The 18,740-nt window shown below is 42.0% G+C and carries 15 protein-coding genes; 7 read left to right on the forward strand and 8 right to left on the reverse strand.

The features are described from left to right. From Q0Q74_RS11625 to Q0Q74_RS11635, 3 genes are all read right to left on the reverse strand, one after another. The coding region (locus tag Q0Q74_RS11625; protein WP_294431027.1) for a Tex-like N-terminal domain-containing protein at window positions 1-1,060 on the reverse strand (1,060 nt) is incomplete at its 3' end. 88 nt (window positions 1,061-1,148) lie between these two features. After that, entirely contained in the window at window positions 1,149-1,793 is a 645-nt protein-coding gene (locus Q0Q74_RS11630; protein WP_294431029.1) for a hypothetical protein, read from the reverse strand. 122 nt (window positions 1,794-1,915) lie between these two features. Then, window positions 1,916-2,839 carry a hypothetical protein gene (locus tag Q0Q74_RS11635; RefSeq protein ID WP_294431030.1) on the reverse strand — a complete coding sequence of 308 codons (924 nt, stop codon included), beginning with the start codon at window positions 2,837-2,839 and terminating at the stop codon, window positions 1,916-1,918. A 147-nt stretch (window positions 2,840-2,986) separates the two neighbouring features. On the opposite strand from Q0Q74_RS11635, the gene Q0Q74_RS11640 reads away from it, so the two are divergent. The 6 genes from Q0Q74_RS11640 to murA all read left to right on the forward strand — a co-directional run bounded on the left by Q0Q74_RS11640 (window position 2,987) and on the right by murA (window position 9,915). Continuing rightward, window positions 2,987-3,508 carry a hypothetical protein gene (locus Q0Q74_RS11640; RefSeq protein ID WP_294431033.1) on the forward strand — a complete coding sequence of 174 codons (522 nt, stop codon included), beginning with the start codon at window positions 2,987-2,989 and terminating at the stop codon, window positions 3,506-3,508. A 4-nt stretch (window positions 3,509-3,512) separates the two neighbouring features. Beyond that, on the forward strand, window positions 3,513-4,784 hold the full coding sequence (locus Q0Q74_RS11645) for a glutamate-5-semialdehyde dehydrogenase (protein WP_294431035.1): 1,272 nt from the start codon (window positions 3,513-3,515) through the stop codon (window positions 4,782-4,784). A 71-nt stretch (window positions 4,785-4,855) separates the two neighbouring features. Then, window positions 4,856-6,958, forward strand: a complete 2,103-nt coding sequence (locus Q0Q74_RS11650; protein WP_294431036.1) for a cation:proton antiporter — start codon at window positions 4,856-4,858, stop codon at window positions 6,956-6,958. 86 nt (window positions 6,959-7,044) lie between these two features. Beyond that, window positions 7,045-7,356, forward strand: coding sequence for a hypothetical protein (locus Q0Q74_RS11655; RefSeq protein ID WP_294431037.1), 312 nt, complete (start codon window positions 7,045-7,047; stop codon window positions 7,354-7,356). Between the two features lie 96 nt (window positions 7,357-7,452). Further along, a complete protein-coding gene (pepT, locus tag Q0Q74_RS11660) occupies window positions 7,453-8,619 on the forward strand; it encodes a peptidase T (RefSeq protein WP_294431039.1) in 1,167 nt (388 codons plus the stop codon). A gap of 9 nt (window positions 8,620-8,628) precedes the next feature. Next, entirely contained in the window at window positions 8,629-9,915 is a 1,287-nt protein-coding gene (gene murA / locus Q0Q74_RS11665; protein WP_294431041.1) for a UDP-N-acetylglucosamine 1-carboxyvinyltransferase, read from the forward strand. 138 nt (window positions 9,916-10,053) lie between these two features. Here murA and Q0Q74_RS11670 read toward each other — a convergent pair whose 3' ends face one another. The 4 genes from Q0Q74_RS11670 to Q0Q74_RS11685 all read right to left on the reverse strand — a co-directional run bounded on the left by Q0Q74_RS11670 (window position 10,054) and on the right by Q0Q74_RS11685 (window position 14,343). After that, window positions 10,054-11,874 (reverse strand): hypothetical protein, encoded by a 1,821-nt coding sequence (locus Q0Q74_RS11670; protein WP_294431044.1) that lies wholly within the window; start codon window positions 11,872-11,874, stop codon window positions 10,054-10,056. Next, the gene (locus tag Q0Q74_RS11675) at window positions 11,871-12,833 is read right to left on the reverse strand and encodes a hypothetical protein (protein WP_294431045.1); all 963 of its coding nucleotides are present in this window, start codon (window positions 12,831-12,833) and stop codon (window positions 11,871-11,873) included. The genes Q0Q74_RS11670 and Q0Q74_RS11675 overlap by 4 nt, the downstream gene beginning before the upstream one ends. 109 nt (window positions 12,834-12,942) lie before the next feature. Next, entirely contained in the window at window positions 12,943-13,494 is a 552-nt protein-coding gene (locus tag Q0Q74_RS11680) for an STAS domain-containing protein (RefSeq protein ID WP_294431047.1), read from the reverse strand. Window positions 13,495-13,575: 81 nt separating this feature from the next. Beyond that, complete coding sequence (locus Q0Q74_RS11685) at window positions 13,576-14,343, reverse strand: SDR family NAD(P)-dependent oxidoreductase (RefSeq protein WP_294431049.1); 768 nt, start codon at window positions 14,341-14,343, stop codon at window positions 13,576-13,578. 109 nt (window positions 14,344-14,452) lie between these two features. Here Q0Q74_RS11685 and murD point away from each other — a divergent pair, with 109 nt between their 5' ends. Next, a complete protein-coding gene (gene murD / locus Q0Q74_RS11690) occupies window positions 14,453-16,060 on the forward strand; it encodes a UDP-N-acetylmuramoyl-L-alanine--D-glutamate ligase (protein ID WP_294431050.1) in 1,608 nt (535 codons plus the stop codon). A gap of 165 nt (window positions 16,061-16,225) precedes the next feature. On the opposite strand, the gene Q0Q74_RS11695 is transcribed toward murD, so the two are convergent. Next, on the reverse strand, window positions 16,226-18,712 hold the full coding sequence (locus tag Q0Q74_RS11695) for a glycosyl transferase (protein WP_294431051.1): 2,487 nt from the start codon (window positions 18,710-18,712) through the stop codon (window positions 16,226-16,228). Window positions 18,713-18,740 lie beyond the last annotated feature (28 nt).

Raw genomic sequence — 18,740 nt, forward strand, 5'->3', positions numbered from 1 at the left:
CGGCACATTTTGTACCTGTTCGGATACCAGGGTCGATTCCGAGAACACGGCTTCCTTTGATTGGCTGAGTCATCAAAAGGTTCTTGAGGTTTTCACTGAAAAGCTCGATTCCGTGGTCATCAGCTTCGTCAGTCTCGTCACTTCGGATTTCGCGGACAACAGCCGGAGAAAGAAGACGAACAAGGCCATCCTCGATAGCATCTTTATGATATTTGTTTGAGATTTTTACCTTTTTCTGGAGCAATGCTACTGCATCATCAACAGGAACATCGATTGTAACGCTCAAAGCATTCTCGCGCTCTGCACGGTTGATTGCAAGAATTCGGTGCGGCTTAACCTGATTGAGAGGCTCTGAGTAATCCCAGTACATTTTGTAAGTTGAAGTGTTTTCTGCAACAGTTGCATCCTGACCTTCCGGAACAATTCCCTTAGTCTGGATTGTGCCTGCGCTCATGTAAAGGTCGTGAACTGCAGCACGGTTGTCTGTGTCCTGACTTGTGCGCTCAGCAATGATGTCCTGAGCACCAGCGATTGCGTCTTTTGCAGTTTCAACATTGAGGGCCGGATCTTCATTATCTGTTTTGATGTATTTTTCTGCTTCGGCTTCAACAGCTGCATCGTCGTTCTCGCCAATAATGAAATCTGCCAATGGCTCCAAGCCCTTTTCGGCAGCGACCATACCGCGAGTCTTCTTCTTCTTTTTGAACGGTGCCCACAAATCTTCCAACTCTGTGAGTGTTTTTGCGTTCATTGCGGCGTTATAAAGTGATTCTGTGAGTTTGCCCTGTGCGAAAATGCCTTTTACGATTTCAAGGCGGCGTTCTTCAAGATTTTTATATGATTTGAACAAGTGGTCGCAGTCCGTAACCTGGACTTCATTCAAGTTGTCATGCTTTTCTTTGCGGTAACGAGAAATGAAAGGGATTGTACAACCCTCATTCACCAAACTGATAACAGCGCTGACCTGCTGAACACGAATGTTAAGTTCCTCAGCGATTCTCTTCATGATTTCGACTTCGTTTACAACGAGAGCGTCGATTGATTCCTGTGTAAATTCCATAGTAGAACTATTCTAACGAAAATCAACGCTCTGTTCAAATGAAAAAAGCACTCCCGAAAGAGTGCCTTGATTTCAAAAAGTTAAAATCTTATTTGTTTTTCAAGATTGTTACATGATAAATGCGGGTAATTCCTGTTCCGCCGATGCGTACTTCAGCTTCTTCTGTACCTGTGTACTCAGCGGTGATTACCTGACCACTTGCTGGAAGAATATTGCTTGCCTTGAGCTTTTCGTCAGCATATTCTGTGTCACCAATTTTGATGAAAGCATAGCGGTCTGTTTTGTCTGAGCTTGAATTGCATCCAAGAACAGCCTTGATTGTACATGGACCTGTAACTTTTGTTGTTACCAAAGTGTCTGCGTGCGGCTCAATGAATCCTTTTGAACCACCCATCTTCATGATAGAATTTCCGCTATTTCCGTCTGCAAGGATTTTATTGTATTTTCCTGCACCCATTGTGAGGACAAAGCCCTCTGGTGTTGAAGGATAGTCATAATTTGCGGTAAGTGTTGGTTTTTCAGCCTTGTCGCTTACTGCAGAAACATCGACATCCTGGAAACTCCATTCATAAGCTTCCATTCCCTCTGGAACAGCATTCGGGTCTTCTGCCTTTTTTTCTTCTTTTGCAGATTCAGCTGGTGCTGCCTTTGAAGCTTCTGCTGTTGAACCACAGCTTGCGAAAATGAACGCTGCAGAAACAACTACTGCAGCAAGTCCTAAAATCTTTTTCATTTTTTACTCCTATGAACATGAACGAAAAATTATTACATCTATAATGATAGAATGTATTTTTCTACAAAAACAAACAATTTTTTGTACTTTTCCGCCAGAATCATCAGATCAAATGAAAAAAATTATAATTCATACTCGCGATAGCCAGCTTCCCACAAATCATCCTCGGACATATAATCGCGAAGATGCTTTCGAGCATCCTCAAATTTGTAGCGCATCAGTGATTTTGTTTTGTCGCTGGTCATCTGATATATTCGCTCCAGAAGCCGCGACTGCAAATCACTTTCAACACCCTGCTGCCCCATCGAATTTGAGAATACGAATACATTGAGCATGACACCATTTTTTTGACGCTGCATGACTAAAATCGCATCACTTACGAAATGAAGACCGTTTATGTTTATGAGCATCTTTGGAACCTTTTCGTACATCTGAATGTCCAAAGTTCTCTCGAAAATACACGAAAAATGGCTCATGCTGACATCAAGAATATTTCCTTTGATTTGACCGTGCTTTGTAACAAAACTGACTTTGCTTCGGGTGTCACAAATTGCACGGATGTTTTTTCGCCGTCCGCAGGCCTGATTGGCATACATTACTTTATCAATTAGGATAAAATTTTTGGCTTTTTGATATTCAAGAGAAATACATCCGCACTGAATTCCCACGGTGAAAAGATAATACTTCTCTAGCATTGCCTTTTCTTCTTCATTCTGACGCTTAGCATAAAGAACACCAATCAGAATGCGGCCCATGTATTTTTCCTGCAATTCACGGATATACTTTTCCCATTTAATTCCAGGAACATCAGCATCAATATAGAAAAAAAGAATTGAATCGGTAAATGTTTCGATTATGACTTCAACTTTTGCTTTGAGCGGACAATAGCGGTCATCACCAATGATATAAGCCTCATATCCGCGAGCCATAAAATCTTCTAGGAATGTTTCAGGAAGGAGCGTTGCGTCAGGGCAAATGAAAAAAGTTTTCCTACCTTCAATTATATGTTCTTGCAGGTCACTTCCATTTAAATTTGTGAGCGGCATTTTTCCCCCTTCAGCCAATCGAATGTAATTCTCATCGATATAGCACTAAAATTATACAACAGGATTTTTTAGAATTCAAAGAAAAAATTAAGCATAAAAGCTAGTTTTATTGAATAAATGTTTGCAATCAACTAAAATAGCCATAACATGAACGATTTAATAAGAGATTTTATAGAAAAAGATGTCATTGATTCTTTAGATTTATTGCTTGATTCTTCGGATAATGCCGAAATCTCAAAATCAGCGTCGATTGTAGCTTCACTGTTCGGAAGCGATTTCGATATTTCTTCAGACGAAAGCACTAAAAAGCTAATCACATCTTTCAAAAAGAACCTGACTTTGTTAATTCAGAAAACTTGGGTTGATCATTCTGATTTTTCCCTCAAAGAAGAAATCCTCGTTAAACTTGAAAAATACTGTGCCTCTATTGAGGAAAACAAATGGGCCGAAGTTTTTGGTTCCTTTACTAAAATCCTTGCTGATGTCATTTACCTCATGTTCGGTTCAATGGCAAAAAGCCCCGACTTCGCAGAATATGCTCTCCGCATTGATCCCGAATTCGGTATTTTCTGGTGGTATGTAAACAGCCTCCCAGAATCAAACGACTGGTCAAACGAAAAAAACAAGGCAGTGATGCTCATTGCTATGTACTTCCTTGCAAACTACTAAGCCTATGAACATTAACGAAATCTGTGACAAACTTCGCGCAGGAAGCGATACTCTTGCACTTCAGACGGCCGCACAAAAAAACATCGCTCTTTCAGCAGTAATCTCTTCTATAGAAAAGATGCGTCCAGATATTCTCGCGGCAAATGCTGAAGATGTAGCTGCCGCCCGTGCAAAGGGCATGAGTGAAAGTCTGGTAGAACGACTCGCCCTCGATGACAAAAAAATCAATTCTATTATCGAATCAATAAAAATCATCATTTCACAGACTGACCCAATCGGTGAAGAAACAGCTGGCTGGAAAACACCCGGCGGTATGACAATCCGTCAGGTACGAGTTCCGCTCGGCGTTGTGGCAATCATCTACGAAAGCCGCCCGAATGTCACAGCAGACGCATTTGCACTTGCCTATAAAAGCGGAAACGCAATCCTTCTTCGCGGTTCTTCAAGTGCCCTCAAATCAAACAAAGCAATTGTCTCGGCCATTAAAGCTGGTCTGGAATCAAAAGAAGCACAGGGATTCGGTGTTGCTTCGGCAATAGAACTTGCTCCCTGTGAAAGCCATGATGAAGTTCAGGAAATCCTCACTGCAGTCGGAAAAGTTGATGTCGCTCTCCCGCGCGGTGGTGCGAAACTTATCAACATGGTCGTTGATACGGCAAAAGTTCCAGTAATTCAAACAGGTGCCGGAGTCTGCCATCTTTATGTCGATGAAAGCGCAAATCTTGAAATGGCAGAGAACATCGCCTGGAACGCAAAAACCCAGCGTCCGGGAGCATGCAACGCCATTGAGTGTATCCTTGTAAATGAAAAAGTAGCCGAAGAATTCCTGCCACGGCTCGCAAAAAGATTTGAAAATAAAGTTCAGATTCGTTGCGACCAAAAAACTTTCGACATTCTTTCACACTGCTCACCGCTACCTACTAACTGCACACTTGCGCAAGAATCAGATTTCGGTTTCGAATTTCTGGACATGATTTGTGCAGTCAAAATTGTCGCAGATGTAAACGAAGCAATTTCTTACATCAACACGCACAATACAAAGCACTCTGAATGTATCGTTACTGAAAACCGAGCAAACTCAAGGCTCTTTCAGGCAAAAGTCGATGCGGCCTGTGTTTATGTAAACAGCTCAACCCGCTTCACTGACGGAGGCGAATTCGGCTTCGGAGCAGAACTTGGAATCTCAACACAAAAGCTTCATGCCCGCGGCCCAATGGGAATCAAAGCCCTCACAACAACAAAATATCTGATTGACGGCGACGGACAAATACGGTAATTTTTGCGAGATTTTCAAACAAACCGCAAAACATTCACAGTATTTCAACACTTTGCTATTATAATCATATTATGGACATCACTCACATCATCACGAATCTCGTGTTTCAACTTGCTGTAATCATTTTTGCAGCAAGAATTTTCGGTAAACTTGCCGCTCGCGTTGGAATTCCGTCTGTATTAGGCGAACTCATTTCAGGAATCATTATCGGACCTTTTGCACTCGGTTCAATTGCGCTCCCAGGATTTCCGAACGGTCTTTTTGGCGTAGTAGATTCACTTGCTGGTGCTGTCTCTCCCGAACTCTACGCTTTTGCACAAATCGCTTCTATAATTTTGCTTTTTTCTTCAGGTCTTGAAACCGATCTTTCCCTCTTCATCAAATATTCTGTTTCTGGCGGAATCATCGGTATCGGAGGAGTCGTTGTTTCGTTCTTCTTCGGAGTCGCTTGTGCAATGTTCATCCTTCCTGTTCTTGGAATCGAATGCAGCGGTCTTTTCGATGTAAAATGCTTGTTTTTGGGAATCATGTCCACTGCAACATCAGTCGGAATCACTGCCCGAATTTTAAGCGACCGCAAAAAAATGGATTCGCCAGAGGGCGTAACAATCCTCGCCGCAGCAGTATTCGATGATGTACTCGGTATCGTTCTTCTTGCCGTAGTCATGGGAATTGTCGGAGCTTTGGGAAGCGGAGAAGCCCTTTCTGGCGGCAAAATTGGAATCATCGCATTCAAGGCATTTGGTATCTGGCTGGTTGCAACTGCTGTTTTCATCCTCTTCTCAAAAAAAATCGCCCGCTTTGTAAGATTTTTTGGTGGTGCAACTGATTTTTCAATCGCCGCTCTCGGAGTAGCTTTCCTTCTCGCAGGATTTTTTGAAAAACAGAGCATTGCAATGATTATCGGTGCATATACGACTGGCCTTGCACTTTCAGGAACAGACATTGCACCTGTTATTCAGGAAAAGATTCATTCGCTTTATAAATTCTTTGTTCCGATTTTCTTCGCAGTAACCGGTATGAGCGTCGATGTAACAAAACTTTTCAGCCAGAATGTTTTGATTTGCGGCGGAATTTACACATTGATTGCAATTTTGTCAAAACTCCTCGGATGTGGCGCTCCGGCTTTGGGGCTTGGCTTCAATCTTAAAGGCGCATTCAGAATCGGTGCTGGCATGATTCCTAGAGGCGAAGTTGCATTGATTATCGCAGGAATCGGACTTACAGCAAAAGATGCGGCAGGTTTACCTATCGTAAATCAGGATTTATTCGGCGTAGTAATCTTAATGACCCTGGTAACAACGCTCATCGCACCTCCAATCCTCAATGTCTCGCTTTCTATCAAAGGTCGTGGAACCAAAAAAGAAATTGCCTCTTCTGAAAATCAGCAGTTCGAATGGGATTTCAAAAATCAGGAACTAACACATCTCATTATGGATTTCCTGCACCGTGATTTGCGTGCCGAAGGCTTCTATGTTCAAATGATGAATATTACGGACGGACTTTGCACAGCAAGACGCGGAGACACAACGATTTCCCTCCAGGAAAACGGCACAAGTCTTATCATTGAAACAGCCGAACAGGACATGGGTTTTGTCAAAGGCGAGCTTTATGAAATCATGATTCGTCTCAATAAATCCATGCAGTCACTTACAGCCCTTAAAAACACTGAGAAACTGCAATATGGCTTTGCCTGCCCGGAAAATCGAGTAACAAATTCAATCAAGCGTTATCTCAATACCAAATCGATTTCATTCGACCTGAAAGCAGATACAAAAGACGGAATTCTCGAAGAAATGCTCTCTCTCCTTGAACAGTCCGGAAATGTCACGAATCGGGAACTGGTCATGAATGCCCTCAAAGAGCGTGAAGCTTCAATGAGTACAGGAATCGGAAAAGGAATCGCAATTCCACATACAAAAACAAACGGTGTAAAAGAAACATGTGTTGCAATCGGAATTAAACGAAACGGAATGGATTACGAATCGCTTGACGGCAATCCGACTCATATTTTTGTAATGCTCGTCGCACCAATTGACGGAGCAAATCCTCTCATGCGGGCAATGTCTGCATTCACTGGTGCTTTGATGCGTGAAGAAGTCAGAAATGCTCTTTTAAACGCAAAAACTCCTGAAGAAGTAATCGAAATCTTAAAAGAAAGTAAGAAAATTTAGTTATAAGCGCCTCCCAAACCTTGCAAATCCAAAATTCCGGTGTAATAATATAGGCGGGATGGAATTCTATTTCGAGGAGGTGCATTATGGCTAAAAGAATCGACGAAGAAAAACTGCTTAAAGCAGTTAAAAAATGCGTAATCGGTCTTGTTACGATTGCAATTTTGGTTTTTCTCTACATGTCAGTACAGATTTTCAACCTGAGCACTTCTGATCCTGACAGTTTCCGTGCCAAATTCAGGCAGCTTTCTAGCACCGAAAAGAGCATGGTAAGGTCCATGAAAAAGACTGGCGAAGTTCAGTCAAAATTCATGGGGCCAAGCCGAAGCACCGGCGGTAACGGAAAGTTCATCGAAGAAGTCGAGAAAAAACACAAAAAAGACCGCAAGAAGAAGTAATTTTCTCGCGCATTTTACATAAAATCTCTTCATAGTTTCTCATGCTTCAGGATAATTTCACTGACTAATGCAAAGATTTTTAGTATAATTCATTTTATGCTTAATGATGAATTTAAATCTTCGCTTTTAGAGCGATTTTTGCGTTATGTTCAAGTTTGGACAACTTCAGATTCAGAGTCAGCCGACAATGGCAATCAGCCTTCAACTCAAAGACAATTCGATTTGGCTCATATCCTGGAATCAGAACTAAAATCCCTCAATTTTCAGAATGTTCAAATCACAAAAGAATGTTATGTCTACGGATTTTTGCCGGCAACTTCAAGTTGTGAAACAATCGAATCATTTTGCCTTCTTGCTCATATGGATACTGTTGAGGAAGTCAGCGGGCAAAATGTAAAGCCACAACTCAGCAAATGTGAAAACGGTGATACAATCATCAAAACAGACGGAACAACTTTGCTCGGAGCAGACGATAAAGCCGGAATCGCTGAAATCATGACCGCTGTGGAATTCATTATAAAAAACAATATCCCGCACGGCGCAATTGAAGTCTGTTTCTCTCCAGATGAAGAAACCGGGCATGGCATGGATAATGTTCCGTTAAATCTCATCAAATCAAAATATGCTTACACTGTTGACGGCGGCAATCTCGGTGAGCTTGAGACAGAGTGCTTCAATGCTTTCAAATCTGAAATTTCTTTCACAGGAATTTCCGTACATACTGGCACTGCACGAGGAACACTCGTAAACGCAATCACTATGGCCAGCAATTTTGTAACAAATCTTCCACGCCATGAAGCCCCAGAGACCACAGATGGCTACGAAGGCTTCTATGCACCAATGACAATCGAAGGTTCAATTGAAAGCGCAAAAGTCGTTCTCTTTTTGAGGGATTTTGATATGACCAGCATGGAAAAGCGCAAATCACTCGTAGAAACCCTTGCACAGAGCACCGCACTTAGCTTTGGCGGAAAGGCTGAAGTCACTCACACGCAGCAGTATCTTAACATGAAAGACGGATTCAAAAACAGGCCGGATGTTATTGAAAAACTCGTTGCTGCATACAAAAAAGCCGGAGTCGAACCGATTTTCACTCCAATTCGCGGAGGAACAGACGGTTCACGACTTACAGAAATGGGTATTCCTACTCCAAATATTTTCACCGGCGGTCATAATTTCCATTCCAGAGAAGAATGGGCAAGTCTAAACGAAATGCAGAAATCGGTGGAAGTTTTGATAAATTTGTGTCAAAATAAGGAATAGAGGGGAAAAATGCATAAATATAGAATCGAAGGCGGAATCCCGATTCGTGGAACAATTGCCGCCAGCGGAAACAAAAATGCGGCTTTACCATGTATAGCAGCAGCACTTTTAACCGAAGATGTCGTCATTTTAAGAAATATCCCGGAAATCGAAGATACTGGCGTAATGCTTTTGATTTTACAGGCATTGGGAGCCAGCGTCGAAAAACTCGGTGAACACGAATGGAAAATCGACACTTCTTCAATCCATTCATCTGACATTCCTGCAGAACTTAGCAAAAAAATCCGTGCATCAATCCTTTTTGCAGGCCCGCTTGTTGCCCGAACAGGAAAAGCCGTCATGCCGCCTCCGGGTGGAGATGTAATCGGTCGTCGTCGCGTAGACACCCATTTCCTTGCTCTTGAAGAACTTGGCGCCAGAATCGAAGTTCAGGGGCCTTTTACCTTTACCGCAAATAAACTCGTCGGTGCAGACATATTCCTTGATGAAACTTCAGTCACTGCGACAGAAAATGCTGTTATGGCCGCTGTCCTCGCAGAAGGCAAAACCATCATCAATAATGCGGCAAGTGAGCCTCATGTTCAGGATTTATGCAACATGCTTGCATCAATGGGTGCAAAAATCTCTGGAATAGGAAGCAATATCCTTACAATCGAAGGTGTTAAAAAACTTCACGGCACAGATTTTGCAATCGGCCCTGACTTTATGGAAATCGGCTCTTACATTGGATTGGCCGCTGCCACAAAAGGTTCCATCACAATTACAGGCGTAAATCCAAAAGATATGCGTCCACTTCGTGTGGCTTTCGGTAAACTCGGAATCCGATGGACAATCGAAGGCGATGCTCTCACGGTTTCTCTCGGTCAGGAAATGAAGGTCAACAGCGACCTGGGCGGCATGATTCCAAAAATCGATGACTCTCCATGGCCAGGTTTCCCGCCAGATTTGACTTCAATCATGACAGTTGTCGCAACGCAGGTTGAAGGCACAGTCCTTATTTTTGAGAAGATGTTTGAAAGCCGAATGTTCTTCGTAGACAAATTAATCTCAATGGGCGCAAGAATCACGCTCTGTGATCCGCATCGTGCCGTTGTCTCTGGCCCATGCACTTTACACGGCGATAAACTGGTATCACCGGATGTTCGCGCAGGCATGGCGATGGTCATAGCGGCCCTTATCGCACATGGCGAAAGTGAAATTAGCAATGTGTATCAGATTGAACGCGGCTACGAAAACTTAGTTGAAAAGCTCCGCTCTCTTGGAGCTAGAATCGAACAGGTTGAGATTGAGGACTAATTGCGCTAGGGATTGTAGGGGCGGCGAAAGCCGTTCGCGAAGCGAATGACAACCCCGAAAAGCCCGACCATCGGTTCCGGAGCGAAGTCGAAGGAAACGATGGTAGCGCCCAAATTTCTTATTACTAAATTTTAATTATTAATCTGCTGTGCGTGAAACAAAATTGAAACACATCAAAACAAAAATCAGCACAAGCAGCGAAACGGAAACATAAACTGCCCCACTGCCAAGCATAATTACCAGTGCATAATTCAAAACACGGCAAGCATACAATCCGCATTCAAGGGCAAAATACAGGATAATCGTAATTGGCGGCATCAGGAAAATCCACTTGAATTTAAAAAGCTGCTCATCCCTCAAACGATAATTCCATGCAGCGCTCGCAATAAAAATGCAACAGATAAGCATTATGAGCGGGAAAGTAAGCCTGTACAAGAAATCAGAATTGCAAATCTCATAAGAATAACCGTACATCCTTGATTTTGGTAGGAATTTCATCAGGGAAATAAGGCTCATCTTTACAAAACCAACCGTTGCATCACACAGAAGATTAAAATCGGCAACTGGCAAAGCAAGCACAAAATAATTGTTTAAATAAGGCTCATTTTTTCGTGTAAAATCAGCGTCATATTCATAAACTGGCGAAAGCCGCCCTGCCCTGTCAGTTTTTGAAATACTTTCAAGCATTAGATATGGTACGCTCTTATATTCATCTTTGATGCCAAAATGCAATTTTGAAGACTCATCAAAGCTCTCGACCTTCTGAGAAAGCATTTTTGCATAAGGAACATAAATCGAGCGTAAAAATTTTCCTTCTTTTGAATAGGTAAACAAAGTGAATCCACGAAGATATTGAACCATGCGCCCAGAATTTTTGACAGGCGTAATTCCACGGATATAAACGACATCGCGTGTGCCATCATCATGGGAAATGGAAAAATATACATTGTTGTAAGATTCAAATCGCTGTAAATTTTCAACTTCTTCGATATAAAAACATTGATTTTCAAGTCGCTGACTGACAATTGCAAGGAATTTTACAACATCACCGTCTCTTGCCGCCACATCCGAAAATGAAGCGATTTCAAGGAACTGATAATAAGCTTCGATGTTATCACCACGGATAAGGGTTTTATATGCCTCACGCTTTTTTCGGAACAAAATCTGCTCATCAGTTTCTTTTATGACGGTCGGATCAAAAAGATGATTCCATGCCTCGCTTGCCAGACGATTTGCCTCATCAAGATTTATCTCGCGTTCATTTCCGATTTCAACAGCAAGATAGGCATAATAATGAGCATCAAACCATTTTTCTTTTTCTGCGGCCGCTTTTGCCTTATTGAGCAGAGATGTGACCGTTTCGCCTTTTGTTTCCTTTTTGGGAACAAAAACGAATTTCGGTTCTTCAGGGCGATCAAGAACCATTTTTAATGAATTTAGCTCTGCTTCAGAATGTTCTTTGATATACAGAGCATCTTTATCCTTTGGGTTCAATAAGAGTGCATTGTAAGAATATTCGAATGCAAGCTTCATGTTGCCTTTGTCAAAATTTTCCCGGCCCAAATTCATAAACTCAGAAAAAAGAACTGGTTTGACTTTTGCCTGATTCTGTTTCTGCTCAAAAACAGGTATAAAAACTTCACTTACAAAAGAAACAACAAGAACAATGATAATAGAAGAAATCATTGTACGGCGAAAATGCGCCATGATAAGCGGTGAATACTTGATTTTTGCCCTTTCAGCGTCCTTTCCGTAATTTATTGCACATCCAATCAAAAAACCGCTGAAAATAAGCGCTGGCAAGAATTTAAAGAAAAACAATAATCCACGCACAAAAATATATGAATTGTTTTCTCCGGGAAGCAAAACAGGCAGATTTTTCATCAAAAACGAAACAAGCAGACAAAATCCAAATGCGAAAACCGCATAAATCAAAACGATAAGTCCAGTCTTTCTCATTCATCACTCTCCAGATTTGAAGTTCCATAGCGGTAAAGGCCCATAAGAACTCCAAAAGCAATAAGAAGCGCCGAAACAATCAAATTCACAAGGATAATCAGCGAATCCTTTATTCCAGAGAATTGAGCCAATTTTGCTGAAATTTCACGCAATACTCCAGGAAGAATATTCATATAATAGAAGTAATTTACCAAAACAATCAGAAGAACTGCTGTAATAATACAGGCAACATTCGCAAGTTTCCATGAGCTTGCAAATTGAAGTCCATAAACCGAAAGCAATGCCAAACCAAAAGAAGCAAAAGCAAGCCATGCCAAAAATCCAAGCGAAATGCTGTAACCCGCAGCTGTAAGAAGCGCACTGTAAATTGAAAGAGGGAAAGTGACGATATAAGGTGGCTGTAAAGAATTTTTAATCAGGATGTCTGAATATGGAAAAGCAGATTCATTGTTGACAGGAGAATCAAAAAAAGGAATGACGGCTCCTTCAGTGCCAAAATATCCGTCAGTGTCAATGAAAACCCCATCCGCCTTGTTGTCTTCGTTTATTCTTGAATAATAATAAACACCATTATCCTCTTTTCTGAAAACACCACTGCTTGTTGACTGAACCCGTGAAACGATTGAATCTGATTCATATCGAGAAATGAGCTTTAAATCAGTAGGAATGAAAACAAACCACGAAAGAAGACCGAAAAAAAGGTAAAGAAAGAATGAACTCATCTTCTTTTTTGGATGACGAACTAAAAAGAAAATCAGTAAAACTTGAACAAGAACACAAACCAAAGGAAGAGAAACTAAAATTCCTGTCATGAAAAAATGAAGGGAGAAAAACGATGCAGGCAGCCCCGTAACAAACATGGAAAGATTACAACTGAACATGAAGAGCATCGCAAAAGCAAGAGTGCCTACAAACATTGAAGCCAAATAAATAAATGCGAAATAAAAAACGCGTTTCATTATACTATTAGAATATCACGACTGAATAAAAAAAACCACTTCTTTTGCGAAGTGGATTTTCAGGGCAGGCTAAATGATGAATGCCCCTGCCCGACAACTTGATTTTGTTTTAACCCAGGAAAACCTGACCGTGCTGGTCGATTGCAAGAATTGACTTGCATTCTGAACAACGGAAACGGCCTGCTCTTGTAGCTTTGAGCCTTTTTGAACATACCGGACAACTGAAGATTTTTGGGAAAATGCTCTCTGAAACCGGTGTGCCCTGCTTAAAGAAATTAGTTGCATCAACAAGTGAATCTTTAATATTGAAAAACTGTGAGAAGCCGAGAAGCTGGAATACCTCATAAACTTTTGGCTGGATTTCAAGAAGAACGATATCGCCGCCTTTTGGTTTGATGAGCTTGAGGAATGCGGTAAATGAACCAATTCCTGTTGATGAAACATAATTTAAAGCAGAGCAATTAAAAATGAGATTTATAAAACCGGCTTCAACAACTTTGGAGATTCTTTTCTGGAAGAAACTTGAATTGTATGTGTCGATATAGCCATTCAAATAAATAACGAGACCATTATCAACATCATTAATTTTCTCAAGATTGATTTTAAGACTGTCGTCTTTTTCATCATTAAATCCAGGAACAAGATTATTGTTGTTGCTCATTCTATCCTACCTTAAACTCGACTTTGTGGAACTATCTATTCTATATAATACATCAAAAATCTCTATTTCGTCTAGCAAATTCTAGATTTTCAAAGATTTTTGTGCCGGTGACCACCCTCTGTCAATCCGAAGGCACTCACCGTTAATATCGGCATTTTTCAGCAAAAATAAAGCAGATTCTGCTACAGACTTTGCATTTATCATTGATTTTAAAGGCATTTTCGCACTGAGCTCAGTTTTTTGTGCCTCAGAGATGTATTCTGTTTCTGTAAAACCAGGAAGAACCGCATTGCAGGTAATTCCATAATCAGCATAATTCGCAGCAACAGATTCAATAAGCACATTCAAGGCAGATTTTGCTCCGGCATAAGCCGCATTCGTGGAAAATTCCCTGCGCGAAGCAGTACCTGTTCCTCCAAAAAGAAGGATTCTCCCCCAGCCTTTTTTCATCATCGAAGGAAGCGCCGAAGAAACAAGAAGCCCCGGAAGTGCATAATCAAAAAGAGCAACTTTCTTCCAATCAGAAAGAATTGTTTCATGTAAAGATTTTTGAACGAAAGGCCCGTAGCAGACACACAAGATGTCACAAATTCGGGCAGATTCCAAAAGCTCCGACGATTCAAGTTCATCAAAAGGCTGTTCAAGAAGATTTTGCGTAATGGCTTGAGGCATTTTCCCGTATTTGAGATTAATTTCCTGCAAAAGAGAAGAAAATTTTTCTGTCATTTTTGAGCCATGAATCAGCAAATCAGCACTATTTTCTGCAAGAAGAAGAGAGAGTTCACGCCCGATTCCGCCTGACCCGCCAACAACAAGAGATTTTTTACCTGCAAAAAGACTTGAACTCATGGTTTTATTATACACAAAAATCATTATAAAAGCAGACCTAAAATCCCTATTTTCCTAGCATTTTACCGTGCGGTGTTGTAGAATTATTTTTATTATAGGAGACTTCGCCATGTCAGACGAAACAGAACCAAAACCGCCGGCAATTCATTTTTATCCAAAAGGATGTTTTTTCAAATCAATTGAAGATATAAAAGACAAGCATGTCACGGTCATGGGCTTGGGCTTAAACGGAGGCGGCGAAGCCACAGTGCGATTCTTGTTAAATCACGGGGCTTATGTAATCGCCACTGACATGAAAACTGAAGCCGATTTGCAGAGCACAGTCGATTCATTAAATAATGATGAAAGTCTAGATAAATCACGCCTTGTTTACAGATTAGGCACTCATAATATAGAAGATTTTGAAAATGCTGACTGCGTAATCAAAAATCCTGGTGTAAAATACGACGGAAATAAATATCTTGCAGCAGCAAAGGCAATCGAAACAGACATTTCTCTCTTCCTTGCTTTCTCAAAGGCACCAATTATCGCCGTTACTGGAAGCAAAGGCAAATCTTCCACTGTAAGTGCAATTTATTACGGATTAAAGCAGTCCGGATTCAGTGCATTTTTAGGAGGAAATATCACTGTTTCACCGCTCACTTTTTTGGATCAAACCGATGAAACAACTCCTGTCGTACTTGAGCTTTCCAGCTGGCAACTTGCAGACCTTCGTGGCCGAAGACTCTTAAAGCCAAAAGTTTCAATCATCACTAAAATCATCCCCGATCATCAGAATTTCTATCATTCTATGCTCGCCTATGTAAACGACAAAAAACTGATTTATGCCGATCAAACAAAAAAAGATTTTGCCATTTTTGACTTTGATACCGACGCAGCTGCAGACGGCGGAACTTTAATCGACAACTGGGGAAATATTTTTGCCAAAGAGTGCAAGGCAACAATTCTCCGTTACAGCAAAAAGCAGCTTCCAGATGGAATTCTTGGCGTATGGCAGGATAAAAAAGGAGTCGGAAAAGCTCGTCTCTCAACAGAGATTTTAAACACCCTTCCACAGGATTACGAAAAAACCACGGAAACCGTCCTCAAAGATTTGATTGTTCCCGGAAAGCACATGCGGGCAAATGTTTTGAACGCAGCCCTTGTCCTGCGAATTATGGGAGTTTCCCCAGAGCGAATTATTGAAGTACTCGGTCGCTGGAATGGAATCGAGCACAGGCTTGAATTCTTCCACGAATGTAAAATCGGAAACACGACATATCGTTTCTATAACGATTCAGCCGCAACCGTTCCTGAAGCAAGCGCCGAAGCAACACAGGCATTCGGTCAACCAGTAATTTTCCTCACAGGTGGAACAGACAAAGGCCTTGATTTATCGCCAATAGCAAATGCAATTTGTGAAAACGGGAAAAATATCGTACCAAAAGCAGTTTATCTCCTTGCAGGAACTGCCTCAGACAAAATGATTCCTGACTTCAACGCAAAAAAAGTCGCCTGGAAAGGTACATTCAACTCGCTTGAGGAAATGCTTTCACAACTAAAAGCAGATTTAGAAAACGGGATTATTCAGCCTGCACAGAATGATGCAAAAATGCCACAGGTTGTCGTTTTCTCGCCGGGCTCAACAAGCTTCGGAATGTTCAAAAACGAGTTCGACCGTGGCAACCAGTTCAAGGCCTTCGTTAAGAAGATATTCTCTACAAGCAAAAATATGTAGAAAAGCAAAGGGGAAAGCCTTCCCCTCGCTCCAAAGCGTTGCTTTTACGCTACCCCTTCTGCGGGTAGTGAGTCGGTCGCCATCAGGCGAACAACCTCGTGAGACGAGTTTGTAGACGAGTCTCGGTGAAGGCTATGCCTGAACCGCACCCCGCAACGCCCCGTTTTAAGCAACTACTGCCTTAACAAAAACTTCTTTTACACCAGCATCTGCTGAAACAATCAGACCATTTGCCTTTCCGCCCTTTACTTCAAGCGAAACAGCTCCTGTGTTCTTCTTGTTTTCTACAGTGATGTGATATGTTACCCCGCGGAACTTACGAGTGAGCTCTGCGTTCTTAACGTGTTCTGGCAGGCGTGGTTCAATTTCAAGACCAGCGTGCTGTGGGCGCAAACCGCAGATGTACTGTGAAAGTGCTACAAAGTTCCATGCAGCCGTTCCTGTAAGCCAGCTGTTCTTTGCTTCACCTTCGCGGCGAGCTTCCTGTCCTGCAACCATCTGGCTGTAAACATAAGGCTCTGTGCGGTGGATATCAGACCATTTTTCTTCAACCCATGCTGGACCAATCTTTGTGTAGTGTTCCCAGGCATCCTGCGGGCGGCCGTTTACAACTTCACCAATTACAACCCAAGGATTATTATGACAGAAGATACCGCCATTCTCTTTGTATCCAGGTGGATAAGAAGAAACTTCACCAAGTTCAACGTGGTATTCCTGGTAAGCCGGCCAGAGGATACAGATTCCGTATTTAGAATCAAGGTATTTCTTTACGCTGTCCAGAGATTTTTCCGGATAGCCTTTATCTTTACCGATTTTTGCCATTGTACCAAAGCCCTGGCTTTCAATGAAGATTTTACCGTTTTCGCATTCCTTAGAACCGATTTTGTGACCGGCATCATCATAAGCGCGAACATACCATTCTCCGTCCCAGCCTGCAGTACAGATAGCATCTTCCATCTTCTTGCAAAGCTCTTCTGCGCGTTTAGCTTCAGCTTCATCACCCATAAGACGGCACATCTGAACATAGTCAGGTGTAACAAATACGAACATCTGGGCAATCATAACTGATTCAGCGTTCTTTCCTTCCTTGTTTGTACAAGTCTGGAATGAATCGTTAGGGTTTGTAGAGAAACAGTTAAGGTTCAAGCAGTCGTTCCAGTCAGCACGGCCGATAAGTGGCAAACCGTGTGGTCCCATGTGGTTAGGGATGTAGTTGTATGAACGGCGAAGGTGCTCGAACATTGTAGCTTTGTTTGTTTCTGAGTTATCAAATGGAACATCAACCTTAAGGAAGTCAACGTTGCCAGTTTCGCGGATGTAGTTACCAACACCAAGAACGAGCCAGAGAGGGTCATCATTGAAGTTAGATCCGATATCAGCGTTTCCGCGTTTTGTAAGAGGCTGGAACTGGTGGTAAGCAGAACCGTCTTCAAACTGAGTTGCGGCAACGTCGTAAAGGCGTTCGCGGATGCGGCTTGCAGGAAGCTGATGAGCAGCACCAAGCATATCCTGAGAAGTATCGCGGAAGCCAAGACCACGACCGATTCCTGATTCAAAGTAAGAAGCAGAGCGGGCAAAGTTGTAAGTTACAACACACTGGTACTGGTTCCATACTGCCATACGGTCAAGTTTTTCGTCACCAGTTTTGATAGAGAAGTGGCTCAAAGTTTCATCCCAGAATGCTTTAAGAGCGACAAGTTCTTTTTCAACCTTCTCTTTTGTATCAAACTTCTTCTGAAGCTCGTAAGCCTTTTCCTTGTTGATTACGCCTGAAGCTGTGTTTGTGCGCAGAAGTCCTGCATCCAGAGCCTTCTTTTTGTCTGCTTCAGAAAGGAATTTCTTGTCGTTATCCATTTCGATGTAGCCGAGAACGAAAATCAAAGTTTTTTCTTCACCGGCTTTCAAAGTCAGATTTACGCGGTGAGAAGCAATTGGAGACCATCCGTCTGCAACTGAATTTCCTGATTTTCCTTCAACAACAGTTTTTGGTGCAGAAATAGGATTGTAAAGTCCAAGGAAGGTTTCGCGGTCTGTATCAAAACCGTCGATTTTCTGGTTACACCAGTAGAAAGTAAAGTGATTGCGGCGTTCGCGGTATTCTGTCTTGTGGTAGATTGCGCTGCCTTCAATTTCAACTTCACCAGTAGAGAAGTTTCTCTGGAAGTTCTGGCAGTCGTCAGATGCGTTGTAGAGACACCATTCAACAAAAGAAACCAGGCTGATTGTCTTGTCTGATTTACCTTCGTTTTTGAGGGTAAGCATTTCTACTTCGGCATTTTCTGTATTTGGAACAAAGTAAACTGCCTCAGCCTTCAAATCATTCTTTTTAGAAATGAATTTTGAATAGCCGAATCCGTGATGGCACTCGTAAGAATCAAGCGGAGTCTGAGTTGGCTGCCAGCCAGGGTTCCAGATTGTGTCTCCATCTTTAATGAAGAAGTAGTGGCCGTTGTTATCAAGCGGCATATCGTTGTAGCGGTAACGGGTAAGACGACGCAAGCGAGCGTCTGTATAGAATGAATAACCGCCACTTGTGTTAGAAATCAAAGAGAAGAATTTTTCACTTCCAAGATAATTAATCCACGGATAAGGTGTACGCGGTGTTTCAATTACATACTCACGGTTCTTGTCATCAAAATGTCCGAATTTCATTCAAAGACCTCCTCGCCTGTTTTACGAA

It is taken from the genome of uncultured Treponema sp. (assembly GCF_946187725.1).
Taxonomy (GTDB): Bacteria; Spirochaetota; Spirochaetia; order Treponematales; family Treponemataceae; genus Treponema_D.